The organism is Pseudomonas sp., from assembly GCF_035512415.1.
Lineage (GTDB): Bacteria > Pseudomonadota > Gammaproteobacteria > Pseudomonadales > Pseudomonadaceae > Aquipseudomonas.
In genome coordinates, this window is record NZ_DATKDZ010000027.1 from 35,547 (window position 1) to 48,337 (window position 12,791).

Consider the following 12,791-nt stretch of genomic DNA (forward strand, 5'->3'; position numbering starts at 1 on the left):
CTGATCCCCGCTCAACTTCTTGCTACTAATCACGCAAATCAATAGTGCTGGGCGGGCGAGACGACCGGTCATATTCTTGCCGGCATGAACTCAAACATCCGACTCGACAAGCGTGACCTGATCCTCGCCAAAGGCGCCGAGGTGATGACCCGTCGTGGTTATCACGGTGCTGGCGTGCAGGAGATCGTGCAGGCGGCGGGGGTGCCTAAGGGCTCCTTCTACCACTACTTCGCCAGCAAGGAAGACTTTGCCCTGCAGGCCCTGCAGCAGGTTTACCAACCGCGCCTGGCGCGTTATGCCGAAGCCCTAGCCAATCCTGCATTGAGCCCGCGCGAGCGCATCCTCGGTTATTACGCCGAACTGGTAGAGCACTTCGCTCGCCAGGAGCGTCTGGAGTACCACTGCTTTATTGGCAGCCTGAGTTTCGAGATGGCCGAGCTGTCGCCGACCCTGGGCGCGCAGGTCGATGCGATCCTGCAGCGCTCGGCGGACATCCTCCAAGGCTGCCTGGAACAGGCGCAGGCGGCCGGTGAACTACCGGCCGATGAGGATTGCCGCAACCTGGCGAGCTTTGTTGCCAATGCCTGGCAGGGCGCGCTGACCCGGCTCAAGGTGTCGAGCAATACCCGGGTGCTGGAAGACTTTATCCAACGTCTGCAACTGCTGTTGCAGGCCTGACATTTAACCTTCGACTAACCATGACCGGTCGCCAGGCCGGCTAGAGGAACGATGATGACCGATCCCGTTAAAGCGCTGTTCCAACCCTTTACCCTGGGCAACCTGGAGCTGCCGACCCGTGTAGTCATGGCCCCGATGACCCGTTCCTTTTCCCCGGGTGGCGTGCCCAACAGCAAGGTCATCGAGTACTACCGTCGCCGCGCCGCTGGCGGTGTAGGTCTGATCGTCACCGAAGGCACCACGGTTGGCCACAAGGCCGCCAACGGTTACCCGAACGTGCCGCGTTTCTACGGTGAAGACGCCCTGGCTGGTTGGAAGAAAGTGGTCGAGGCGGTGCACGCCGAAGGCGGCAAGATCGTTCCGCAGCTGTGGCACGTGGGCAATGTGCGCAAGCTGGGCACCGAGCCGGACGCCAGCGTCCCAGGCTACGGCCCGAGCGAGAAAATCAAAGAAGGCAACGTGGTTGTGCACGGTATGACCCAGGACGACATCAACGAGGTGATCGCCGCCTTCGCCCAGGCTGCCAAGGATGCCCAAGCCATCGGCATGGACGGCGTGGAAATCCACGGTGCCCACGGCTATCTGGTCGACCAGTTCTTCTGGGCCGGCAGCAACCAGCGCAGCGACGAATACGGCGGTGACCTGGCGCAGCGCTCGCGTTTCGCCATCGAACTGATCAAGGCCGTACGCGCCGCAGTCGGCCCGGAGTTCCCGATCATCTTCCGCTTCTCGCAGTGGAAGCAGCAGGATTACAGCGCCCGTCTGGTGGAAACCCCGGAAGCCCTGGAAGCTTTCCTCAAGCCGCTGTCTGACGCCGGCGTGGATATCTTCCATTGCTCGACCCGCCGCTTCTGGGAGCCGGAATTCGACGGCTCCGAGCTGAACCTGGCCGGCTGGACCCGCAAACTTACCGGCAAGCCAACCATCACCGTCGGCAGCGTCGGCCTGGACGGCGAGTTCCTGCAGTTTATGGTCAACACCGACAAGGTGGCTCAGCCCGCCAGCCTGGAAAACCTGCTGGAGCGCCTGAACAACCAGGAGTTCGACCTGGTGGCCGTAGGCCGCGCGCTGCTGGTTGACCCGGATTGGGCGGTAAAAGTACGCGATGGCCGCGAGCAGGACATTTTGCCGTTTAGTCGTGATGCCCTGACCAGCTTGGTCTGATTACCCGTTTTATCGTGTGCGCCGCAAAACGGCGCAACACTCCTCAAGCCCCGGCACATCGGGGCTTTTTTTCGTCTGCACAATCGCCGCAACTGGTGTGCTGCAACAGCCTGGGCGGAGCGGCGGTATTTTTCACGAGCGGCTGTCTGTGGCTGCTTATATGCAAACGAAGTAAGAAGTTCCCGTGTCATCAAATATTTATATATCAGCAACGGCGCTGAAATATCCCGCCGCCAAGATTCCCTCCAGCACGAACGAGCCCCAGCGCTCGGGTGTTTTAAACACTTAAAAGTCCATTTAGAGGAATCTTCGATGATCCGTAAGCACAGCTTTCGTGGAGTAATGGCCGGCTTCGCAACCAGCGCTCTGGCCCTGGCCGTTTCCGCCCAGGCTTTCGCTGGCACCGTTACAACTGACGGCGCCGACATCGTGGTCAAGACCAAGGGTGGCCTGGAAGTGGCCACCACCGACAAAGAATTCAGCTTCAAGATTGGTGGTCGCCTGCAGGCTGACTTCGACCAGTTCGACGGTATCTACACCAAGAACGGTAAGACCGCCAACGAAGCCTACTTCCGCCGTGCCATCCTGGAGATTTCCGGTACTGCCTACAAGGATTGGAAATACGCCTTCAACGTCGATTTCGGTGAAAGCGGTTCGAGCAAGTGGGACGAAGCGTCCATCACTTACACCGGGTTCAAGCCGGTTAACGTGAAAATCGGTCGTTTCGACCCGGATTTCGGTCTGGAAAAAGCCACCAGCTCCAAGTGGATCAGCACCATCGAGCGTTCCGCTATCTATGACCTGGCCGACTGGGTCAACGACAAGCAAGATGGCATGGGCATCCAGGTTAGCGGTGTGGCAGGCGAGCTGTTCTACGGCTCGGCCGGGATCAACCGCGCCAAGGGTAACGAAGATGACGACGGCAAGAACAACAACACCTACAACCTGCGCGGTGTGATCGCGCCGATGGCCGAGGCCGGCAATGTGCTGCACTTCGGCGTCAACTACGCCAAGCGCACCACTGAAGACTTCGATGGCCGGGTGCGTTCGCGTCTGAATGTGCGTGGTACTACCGAAGACACCAAGAACGGCAACCGTCCTGACTTCGCGCCTGCAGTTGCCGGCCAGTTCGACGGCGATGATGCCTGGGGCCTGGAAGCCGCTTTCGCTATGGGTCCGTTCTCCATCCAGAGCGAATACCTGCGTCGCGACATCGATGCCAAGTCGGGCTCGCTGCGCAATGACCGCGAAGCCACTGGCTACAACGTGCAACTGGCTTACACCCTGACCGGTGAAGCCCGCGGCTACAAACTCGACGGCGGCAAGTTCGACAGCATCAAGCCTGCCAACAAGCAGACTGGCGCTTGGGAACTGGTGTACCGCTACGACAATATCAAGGCTGAAGAAAGCGACTTCGTAGACACCAAGGCCAAGATCCACACCGTGGGTGTGAACTGGTATGCCAACGAAGCGGTAAAAGTTTCGGCCAACTACTTGATGGCTGACAGCGACAACATCGCCAATGCCAGCAACGGCGACGATGGCGACGCACTGAGCCTGCGCCTGCAATACGCGTTCTAAGCAACAAACTCCTCATACGCTGCTCCTTTCAAGCCCCGCCTCGTGCGGGGCTTTTTTTCGTCGCGATATATCTGCAACGCGGCCCATAAGCGGGGGCAGGCTGCGGGTTGATCTCCCGTAGCGCCCTACAGCGGCTCTGGCGCTATAGTGCAGCCTTGCCCGACTCGCCGAGCTACCGATGTTGCCTACCCGCCTGAATTCCATCGATGAAATTGCCGCCAGTCAGTGGGACGGCCTGCTGACTGAGGCGCAGCCCTTCTTGCGCCATGCTTTTCTCGCGGCGCTGGAGGACAGTGGCAGCGTTGGCGGGCGCAGTGGTTGGCAGCCGGCTCATGCGGTTCTACTGGGTGAGCAGGGCCAGCTGCTGGCCGCCATGCCGGCCTATGTGAAAAGCCATTCCTACGGCGAGTACGTGTTTGACCACGGCTGGGCCGATGCCTGCCACCGTGCCGGCATCGATTATTACCCCAAACTGCTCGGTGCCATTCCCTTCTCGCCGGTGGGTGGGCAGCGCTTGCTCGGCGATCCGCTGGCCGCCGGGCAATTGCTCGATAAGCTAAGCGCCAGCCTGGCAGCGCAGGGGCTGTCGAGCCTGCATATCAACTTCACCAGCCCGGCCGACGATGCCCTGCTGCAGGGCCGCGACGGCTGGTTGCAGCGCCTCGGCTGCCAATATCACTGGCACAACCGCGGCTACCGGGATTTTCAGGACTTTCTCGATGCCCTCAGTTCGCGCAAGCGCAAGCAGATGCGCAAGGAGCGCGAACAGGTGGCAGGGCAGGGCATCGACTTCGACTGGCGTGAGGGCCATCAGCTTAGCGAGCTGGAGTGGGATTTTGTTTATCTGTGCTACGCCAATACCTACCACGTGCGCGGCCAGTCACCGTACCTGACGCGCGCCTTCTTCAGCCTGCTGGCCGAGCGCATGCCCGAGATGATTCGTGTGGTGCTGGCGCATCAAGCCGGTAGACCGGTGGCCATGGCCTTTAGCCTGGTCGGCGGCGACAGCCTATACGGGCGCTACTGGGGTTGCCTGGCCGAGTTCGATCGGCTGCACTTCGAAACCTGTTTCTACCAGGGCATGGACTATGCGATTGCCCAGGGAATGCAGCGTTTCGATGCCGGTGCCCAGGGCGAGCACAAGCTGATCCGCGGCTTTGAACCGGTGATCACTCACTCCTGGCACTACCTCTGCCATCCAGGCCTGCGCGATGCCGTGGCGAACTTCCTCGTCGAGGAACAGCACGGCATCCGCGCTTATGTCGAACAGGCCCGCGAGCTACTGCCGTACCGCCAGAACTGAGATTTTTCGCGGCCATGGGCCGCTCCTACAAAAACAGCGTGTTGTCAGTCTATCCTCGACGTAGGAGCGGGCCATGCCCGCGAATTTCTCAAGGAGAACGCTTATGGACGAGCGTTACAGCTACCGGAAACCGGGGCACGCAGCATTACGCAATGGCCGTGCATCTATCTGCAATACGGCTTATCTGATCACCACAACAACTCAAAATCGCGAACCGCTGCTCAGCCACTTTCCTGCGGCGTGCTCGGCCGCTCGCTGTTTCGAAGACGCCGCCTTGCTCAGAGGAAGCCGCATGCTGGCCTGGGTGTTGATGCCGGACCATGCGCACTGGTTGCTTCAGCTTGGCGAGGCCGACAACCTCGGCGATGTGATTGGCCGGCTCAAATCCGCCAGTTCCCGCCACACTAATCGCACCCTGAATCGAATGGGGTCGCTGTGGTCGAAAGCCTTTCACGATCATGCCCTGCGCGAAGAGGACGATCTGCAAGCCGTCGCCCGTTATATCGTGGCCAATCCGCTGCGAGCGGGGCTGGTCAAGCGGATCGGGGATTATCCGTTCTGGAATGCCATCTGGCTTTGATCCGGATCGGCGATGGTTGGTGTATTCAATATCGCTTCGCGGCCATGGGCCGCTCCTACGGGGGGAGTGGTGTATCCGCGTTGTGCGTTTTACTCCACCCCAACAAACCCCCCGGTCTGGTGCTGCCAAAGCCGTGCATAGAGGCCGCCTTGGGCAATCAGCTCACTGTGGCTGCCGGTTTCGACGATGCGACCCTGATCGATCACCACCAGCCGGTCCATGCGGGCGATGGTCGATAGGCGGTGGGCGATGGCGATCACCGTTTTGCCTTGCATCAGGGTATCCAGGCTTTCCTGGATCGCCGCTTCGATTTCCGAGTCCAGCGCCGAGGTGGCTTCGTCGAGCACCAGGATCGGTGCGTCCTTGAGCAGCACGCGGGCGATGGCGATGCGTTGGCGCTGGCCGCCGGAGAGCTTGACCCCGCGCTCGCCGACCTGGGCGTCGAAGCCGCGGCCGCCCTGGCCGTCGTCGAGCCGCGGGATAAAGCTGTCGGCGCGGGCTTTGCGCACGGCTTCAAGCAATTCATCCTCGCTGGCATCGGGTTTGCCATAGAGCAGGTTGTCGCGGATCGAGCGGTGCAGCAGCGAGGTGTCCTGAGTGACCATGCCGATCTGTGCGCGCAGGCTTTCCTGGGCTACTTCGGCGATGTTCTGGCCGTCGATCAGGATGCGCCCGCTCTCCAGGTCGTAGAGGCGCAGCAGCAGATTGACCAGAGTTGACTTGCCCGCGCCGGAAGGGCCAACCAGGCCGATTTTCTCGCCGGGCGCAACCGTCAGGCTCAGGCCGGCGATCACCCCGTGGCTGTTGCCGTAATGAAAGTGGATATCGTCGAACTGCACCGCGCCGCGGCTGACTTGCAACGGCTTGGCCTGTTCCTGGTCGAGCACCTGGCGCGGCTGGACGATGGTTTTCATGCCGTCCTGCACGGTGCCGACGTTCTCGAAGATGCCGTTGACCACCCACATGATCCATTCGGCCATGCCGTTGATGCGGATCACCAGGCCCAGCGCCAGGGCGATGGCACCGGTGCTGATCAGCGCCTGGCTCCACAGCCACAGGGCCAGCGCACCGGTGCCGACGATCAGCATGCCGTTGAGGCAGGTCACCAGAAAATCCAGGGTGGTGATGATGCGTGATTGCAGGCGCACCTTGCCGAGCAGCTCCTGGATGGCGTCACGGGTGTAGTGCTCCTCGACCTGGGTATGGGCGAACAGTTTGAGGGTGGCGATATTGCTGTAGCCGTCGACTACCCGGCCCATGACTTTCGAGCGCGCCGCCGAGGCTTGCGCGGAGCGCTCCTTGATCCGCGGCACGAAGTACCAGAGCGCCGCGCAGTAGCCGATGATCCACAGCAGCAGCGGGGCAATCAGGCGCAGGTCGGCGGCGGCGAACAGGTACAGCGCGCTGGCGGCATACACCGCCACGTGCCAGAGGGCGTCGACCACCTGCATGGCCGAGTCGCGTAGCGAAGGGCCGGTTTGCATGATGCGTTGGGCGATGCGCCCGGCGAAGTCGTTCTGGAAGAAGCCCAGGCTCTGCTTGAGCACATAGCGATGGTTCTGCCAGCGGATCAGGTTGGTCAGGCCGGGGTTGATGGTCTGGTGGGTCAGCAGGTTGTGCAGGCCGAACACCAGCGGGCGGATAACCAGGGCCACCAGCAGCATCCACAACAGGGTGCCCTGGTGTTGCTGGAAGAACTCGCTACTGGGGGTGGTCTGGGTCATGTCGATCAGCTGGCCGAGGAAGCTGAACAGCGCCACTTCGATCAAGGCGGCGACGAAACCGACCACCAGCACGGCGATCATTAGCGGCCAGACCTGGCGCAGGTAGTGGGCATAGAAAGCCAGCATGCCGGCCGGCGGTTCGACGTCGGGGCTGGGTTTGAAGACGTCGATCAGGCTTTCGAAGCGGCGAAACAACATGTCAGGCGTCCTGCCCAGGTCGGGGAAAAGAGCCTGATTCTAGCGAGTTTGCCGGGGCGGGTGTTGCGCGGATGACGAGGGTGGGCATCTGCAGCATGCCCACCCTGCGGGGTGGATCAGAGGCGCTTGGCTTCGAGGATCAGCACCGGTTCGCGGGGCACGTTCTGGTGGCCGCCGCGGTTGGCGGTGGGCACCTGGGCGATCTTGTCGACCACGTCCATGCCCTTCACCACCTTGCCGAATACCGCGTAACCGAAGTCGCGCGAGCCGTGGTCAAGGAAGGCGTTGTCCTGGTGGTTGATAAAGAACTGGCTGGTGGCCGAGTCGCGCACCTGGGTGCGGGCCATGGCCAGGGTGCCGCGTACGTTGTGCAACCCGTTGTCGGCTTCATTCTTGATCGAGGCTTGAGGGTCTTTCTGCTGCATCTGCGCATCGAAACCGCCGCCCTGCACCATAAAGCCCGGAATTACCCGGTGGAACTGGGTGCCGGCGTAATAGCCGCTGTCCACGTAGCCGAGGAAGTTGGCGGTGCTGATCGGGGCCTTGGTGGCTTCCAGTTCGATTTCGATTTCGCCCAGGCTGGTGGTCAGCAGCACTTTCGGGTTATCCGCGGCCAGCAGGCTGGTGGCGAACAATAGGGAGCAGGCGGCGAGGGTGAGGGTTTTCAACATGCGTGTGGGTCCTTATTGGGCTGTGGGGGCAGCCTGCTCGACTTCGCTGAGGAAGGCCAGCAGATTGCTGTTGAATAGTTCAGGTTGGTCCAACGGGGTGGCGTGGCGCGAGTCGTCGATCACCAGCAGGCGGGCATTGGGCATTTCGTCAACGTAGGCCTGCTTCTGCGCCACCGGGGTGTAATCGCGGTCAGCGGCGATTACCAATGTAGGACAGGTGATGGCTGCCAGTTGTTCGCGTACGCCCCAGCCGATAATCGCATCGAGGCTGGCGAGGTAGGCGCGTTTGTCATTCTGCGGCCAGCGCTCCTCGATCTTGCGCCGCAGTTCGCCCTGCTCGGGCTTGGGGAATAGCAGCCGACCGAGGCCCTTGGCGATGGTGTCGAGGCTGAGCAGGCGTGACAGGGTCCAGCGTTTGGCGATTTCCAGGTAATCGCGCGGGCTTTTCGCCTTCACTTCCGGGCCGCTGTTGACGATGCACAGGCTTTTCAGCAGGTCGGGGCGTTCCACGCCGAGCTGGAAGCCGATCATCCCGCCCATGGAAATGCCCACCAGGTGCACCGGGCCGTAGTTCAGGTGTTCGATCAGGGCGATGGTGTCTTCGGCAAAACCGGCGATGCTGTAAGGCTCGCGCGGTTTGTCGGAACGGCCGTGGCCGCGTACGTCGAGGGCGATCACCCGGTAGTGGGCCGCCAGGTCGGGGATCTGGTACTCCCAGTCGCGGGTGCTCGAACCCAGGCCGTGGACCAGCAACACGGGCGCGCCGTGGCCGTACTCTTCGTAGTGCAACTGACAGCCATCGTGATTGAAATAGGACATCTAGCGGACTCCTTATCAGGCCGAGGGCAGGGGGGCGGCAAAGGCTGCATTCAACGGCGCGGCATCGAAGCGGCGGATCAAATCGACCAGGATCTGGGTCGCGGGGCCCAGGGGTTTGTCTTTGTTCGAATAAAGATAGAAGACCGGGTTGCGGCTGCCACCCTGATCCAAGGGTAGGGGTTTGAGCAACCCGTCCTTGAGTTCCCGTTCGATCAGGTGGCGCGGCAGCCAGGCGAAGCCCAGGCCGTTGCCAACGAAGGTCGCCGCGGTGGCCAGGCTGCCGACCGTCCAGCGCTGTTCCGCACCGAGCCAGCCGACATCCCGCGGCTGCAGGCGGCCGGAATCGCGGATCACCACCTGCATCTGGGTTTCTAGGTCCTGAAAGGTCAGTTCGCGTTGCATGCGATGCAGGGCATGGTCGGGGTGGGCGACAGCGATAAATTCGACCGAACTCATCTCGGTGCCGAGAAAGCCCGGAAGGCTCAGGGCGCTGATGGCCAGGTCGGCCGTGCCTTCCCGGAGCACCTCCTCGACGCCGGACAGCACCTCCTCGCGCAGGCGCACCCGGCAGCCGCGGCTTTGCGGCATAAAGGCGGTCAGCGCCCGCACCAGGCGGGCGTTGGGGTAGGCGGCATCGACCACCAGGCGCGCCTCCGCTTCCCAGCCCTGCTCCATATGGTGGGCCAGGTCTTCCAGCTGGCTGGCCTGCTTGACCAGTTGCCGCGAACGGCGCAGCAGCACGTCGCCGGCTTCGGTGAGCACTGCCTTGCGCCCGTCGATACGCAGCAACGGTACGCCGAGCTGCTCCTGCATGCGCGCCACCGTATAGCTGACCGAGGATTGCGAGCGGTGCAGCACTTCGGCCGCCTGGGCGAAGCCGCCCTGGTCCACCACCGCCTGCAGGGTGCGCCATTGATCGAGGGTCACGCGTGGGGCTTTCATCGATTTATCCTGTCCACTAAGGTGCAAATGCCGGCTCAATCAACCTAAACTGGCCGTCTTTCGCTGGAGACTGCCCGCATGAAAAAATTCTGTTGCGCCTTGCTCGCCTGTTTGCCGCTGAGCGTTTTTGCCTACCCGATCGAGCTGGAAAAACAGTTCAACGGTGCCGAAGTCTCGGCCTCCACCCAGGAAATCGACCACAACATGGGCGGCCTGATGCTGCACAACTATGGCAGCAGCGCTGCCCAGTGCACGGCGCTGTTTCGCAACGGCCCGGAAGCCCCGCGCACCCGCAAGGTCAGCCTGGCAGCAGGGGAAAGCAGTAATGTCACGGTCAAGTTCAGCCGCAGCATTATTCGCCTGCGCATCCAGCTGACCTGCGGCCTGCAATAACCTGCCGGGGTGTTCCCGAGCCTAATCCTGGGGGTGGTATAAATCAACTTTATCGATAGCTTGGTGCAGATATTTGCGCTTTTTTATCGGTTTGTGCCTCTCTACTCTGCGCCCATCGACGTTCATCACCCCCTACGCGATGGAGCACCCAGCATGTCAACGCTACTGGTAATCGAAAGCAGCGCCCGTCAACAGGGTTCGGTATCGCGCCAGCTCACCGCGCAATTTATTGCCAACTGGCAGGCCGCCAACCCGAGTGATCAGATCAAGGTACGCGACCTGGCCATCGATCAGGTGCCTCACCTGGATGCCAACCTGCTGGGCGGCTGGATGACCCCGGCCGTGCAGCAGAGCACCGCCGAACAGGCGGCGCTGGCCTTGTCCAATAGCCTTACCGACGAGCTGCTGGCCGCCGATGTGCTGGTGCTGGCCGCGCCCATGTACAACTTCACCATTCCCAGCACCCTCAAGGCCTGGCTCGACCATGTGCTGCGCGCCGGGGTGACCTTCAAGTACACGGAAAACGGTCCGCAAGGCTTGCTCAGCGGCAAGCGTGCCTTTGTCCTGACTGCCCGCGGCGGTATCTATGCCGGCAGCGCCATGGACCATCAGGAACCTTACCTGCGCCAGGCGCTGGCCTTTATCGGCATTCACGATGTCAGCTTTATCCATGCCGAAGGCCTCAACCTGGGCGGCGAGTTTATGGAAAAGGGCCTGAGCGAGGCCAAGGGGAAAATCGCCCAGGTCGTCTGACCTCAGCGCTTATCGACTCTCCTGGCATCCGCAGCTCCCGGATGCCGTTCCCCGACCCGTTGCGAAAGCAGCTGGTCGGTTTTTTTTATCTGCCGTTGCCACGGTGGGTGGCGATTGTTCGGTGCGTCGCGACAGGCTAAGGTCGCCGCCTTGCAGAGAGGTGGCTATGCGTTATCTGGTTATCGTGACCCTGTTGTGGGCCTTTTCCTTCAGCCTGATCGGCGAATACCTGGCCGGCCAGGTCGACAGCTATTTTGCCGTGCTGACGCGCATCGTTATCGCCGGTCTGGTGTTTTTGCCCTTGACCCGCTGGCGCGGCGTGGCCCCTGGGTTTATGCGCGGCATGCTGGTGATCGGGGCGCTGCAGTTCGGCGTGACCTATGTCTGCCTGTACCTGAGTTTCAGCGTGCTGACGGTGCCGGAGGTGTTGCTGTTCACCATTCTCACGCCGCTGCACGTGACCCTGATCGAGGATGCCTTCAACCGCCGCTTCAATCCCTGGGCTCTGCTTGCCGCCCTGGTGGCGGTGGCGGGCGCGGCGGTGATTCGCTACGACCAGATCAGTGCCGACTTCTATTACGGCTTCTTTCTGCTGCAGATCGCCAATGCCACCTTCGCCGCCGGCCAGGTGTTCTACAAGCACCTGCTGACGCGGTATCCGGCGAGCATGCCGGAGTACCGGCGCTTCGGTTATTTCTACCTGGGTGCCCTGGCCGTGGCGCTTCCGGCCTTTCTCGTATTCGGCAACGCCGCCCGCTTACCCGCCAACGTCACCCAGTGGAGCGTATTGCTCTGGCTCGGCCTGGTCGCCTCCGGTCTTGGTCTTTACTGGTGGAACAAGGGCGCGAGCCTGGTTGATGGCGGCACCCTGGCGGTGATGAATAACGCCCTGGTGCCGGCGGGGTTGCTGGTCAACCTGCTGTTGTGGAACCGTGATGCCGACCTGCTGCGCCTGGGCGTGGGCGGGCTGGTGATTGCGGGCTCCCTGTTGCTGACGCGGCTGGCCATGGCGCGCCGGCCTGCGCTTGAGGTGAGGCGATGAATCTATCCGGTAAGGGCGTGGCATTTTCAGTCGGTGCCTCGGTACTGTTCGCCATGATCCCCGGCTATGTGCAGCAGCTGGCTCCTCTGGACGGCCTGCAGGTATTCGCCCAGCGGGTGCTCTGGTCGATTCCCGCGGTGTTGCTGCTGGTCGCCCTGTCGCGCCAGTGGGCCGTGCTGGGCCGGGCCTTTGTGCGCTTGCGTCACGAACCCTTGCTGCTGGCTGCGCTGCCGCTGGCTGCCGGGATGATGGCCATCCAGTGGGCGCTGTTTGTCTGGGCTCCGCTGGCCGGGCGGATGCTTGAGGTGTCGCTGGGTTATTTCCTTCTGCCGCTGGCGATGGTGCTGAGCGGGCGGGTGTTCTATGGCGAGCGGCTGCGGCCTTTGCAGCGCCTGGCGGTGATCTGTGCGCTGCTCGGGGTGGCCCACGAACTCTGGCTGACCCAGGCGTTTTCCTGGATCGTGCTGGTCACGGTGCTCGGCTATCCGCCTTATTTTATGCTGCGCCGCTGGATGCGCCTGGATGCGCTGTCCGGCTTCGTTCTGGAAATGCTGATGATGGCACCGGTGGCGATCTGGATGATCGTCGCCTGGGGCCCGCCGCAGGTGTTTGCCCAGGCCCCGCAACTGTGGTGGCTGCTGCCGGGGCTGGGCCTGCTCAGCGCCCTGGCGTTTGCCGCGATGATGGCCGCCAGTCGCCTGCTGCCGATGGGCCTGTTCGGCATTCTCAGTTATGTCGAACCGGTGTTGCTGTTTCTGGTGGCCCTGGTGTTTCTCGGCGAGCGCTTCAATGCCGCGCAGTGGCTGACCTACCTGCCGATCTGGCTGGCGGTGCTGCTGGTCGCCTGGGATAGCGCGCGGGTGCTGCTCAAGCAGCGCCGCGCCTTTGCGGTTGGCTAAGGCAGTGAAGGGCTGCGTGCATCGCTAGGGCGGCCTCGGCGCGA

General features: G+C 62.2%; 13 protein-coding genes. 9 read left to right on the forward strand and 4 right to left on the reverse strand.

The annotated features are described in order from the left end of the window. Positions 1–84: 84 nt before the first annotated feature. From VMP31_RS14005 to VMP31_RS14025, 5 genes are all read left to right on the forward strand, one after another. Entirely contained in the window at positions 85–678 is a 594-nt protein-coding gene (locus VMP31_RS14005) for a TetR/AcrR family transcriptional regulator (RefSeq protein WP_325508124.1), read from the forward strand. 54 nt (positions 679–732) lie between these two features. After that, positions 733–1,842: an NADH:flavin oxidoreductase gene (locus VMP31_RS14010; protein ID WP_325508125.1), complete on the forward strand. Its 1,110-nt coding sequence runs from the start codon at positions 733–735 to the stop codon at positions 1,840–1,842. 312 nt (positions 1,843–2,154) lie between these two features. Then, complete coding sequence (locus tag VMP31_RS14015) at positions 2,155–3,423, forward strand: OprO/OprP family phosphate-selective porin (protein WP_325508126.1); 1,269 nt, start codon at positions 2,155–2,157, stop codon at positions 3,421–3,423. A gap of 178 nt (positions 3,424–3,601) precedes the next feature. Continuing rightward, positions 3,602–4,726, forward strand: coding sequence for a GNAT family N-acetyltransferase (locus VMP31_RS14020; protein WP_325508127.1), 1,125 nt, complete (start codon positions 3,602–3,604; stop codon positions 4,724–4,726). Between the two features lie 103 nt (positions 4,727–4,829). Then, complete coding sequence (locus VMP31_RS14025; protein ID WP_325508128.1) at positions 4,830–5,306, forward strand: REP-associated tyrosine transposase; 477 nt, start codon at positions 4,830–4,832, stop codon at positions 5,304–5,306. Positions 5,307–5,395: 89 nt separating this feature from the next. Here the strand turns inward: VMP31_RS14025 and VMP31_RS14030 are convergent, their stop codons facing one another. From VMP31_RS14030 to VMP31_RS14045, 4 genes are all read right to left on the reverse strand, one after another. Further along, positions 5,396–7,228 carry an ABC transporter ATP-binding protein gene (locus VMP31_RS14030; RefSeq protein ID WP_325508129.1) on the reverse strand — a complete coding sequence of 611 codons (1,833 nt, stop codon included), beginning with the start codon at positions 7,226–7,228 and terminating at the stop codon, positions 5,396–5,398. A 116-nt stretch (positions 7,229–7,344) separates the two neighbouring features. Beyond that, positions 7,345–7,899 carry a peptidylprolyl isomerase gene (locus VMP31_RS14035; RefSeq protein WP_325508130.1) on the reverse strand — a complete coding sequence of 185 codons (555 nt, stop codon included), beginning with the start codon at positions 7,897–7,899 and terminating at the stop codon, positions 7,345–7,347. 12 nt (positions 7,900–7,911) lie between these two features. Further along, positions 7,912–8,718, reverse strand: a complete 807-nt coding sequence (locus VMP31_RS14040) for an alpha/beta hydrolase (protein ID WP_325508131.1) — start codon at positions 8,716–8,718, stop codon at positions 7,912–7,914. A gap of 15 nt (positions 8,719–8,733) precedes the next feature. After that, entirely contained in the window at positions 8,734–9,660 is a 927-nt protein-coding gene (locus VMP31_RS14045) for a LysR family transcriptional regulator (RefSeq protein ID WP_325508132.1), read from the reverse strand. A 78-nt stretch (positions 9,661–9,738) separates the two neighbouring features. Between VMP31_RS14045 and VMP31_RS14050 the strand changes: the two genes are divergently transcribed. From VMP31_RS14050 to rarD, 4 genes are all read left to right on the forward strand, one after another. After that, a complete protein-coding gene (locus tag VMP31_RS14050) occupies positions 9,739–10,053 on the forward strand; it encodes a 3-phosphoglycerate kinase (protein ID WP_325508133.1) in 315 nt (104 codons plus the stop codon). A gap of 153 nt (positions 10,054–10,206) precedes the next feature. After that, positions 10,207–10,806 carry an FMN-dependent NADH-azoreductase gene (locus VMP31_RS14055; RefSeq protein WP_325508134.1) on the forward strand — a complete coding sequence of 200 codons (600 nt, stop codon included), beginning with the start codon at positions 10,207–10,209 and terminating at the stop codon, positions 10,804–10,806. A 166-nt stretch (positions 10,807–10,972) separates the two neighbouring features. Continuing rightward, complete coding sequence (locus tag VMP31_RS14060; protein ID WP_325508135.1) at positions 10,973–11,848, forward strand: carboxylate/amino acid/amine transporter; 876 nt, start codon at positions 10,973–10,975, stop codon at positions 11,846–11,848. Continuing rightward, positions 11,845–12,747, forward strand: a complete 903-nt coding sequence (gene rarD, locus VMP31_RS14065) for an EamA family transporter RarD (RefSeq protein ID WP_325508136.1) — start codon at positions 11,845–11,847, stop codon at positions 12,745–12,747. Before VMP31_RS14060 ends, rarD begins: the two co-directional genes overlap by 4 nt. Positions 12,748–12,791: the final 44 nt, after the last annotated feature.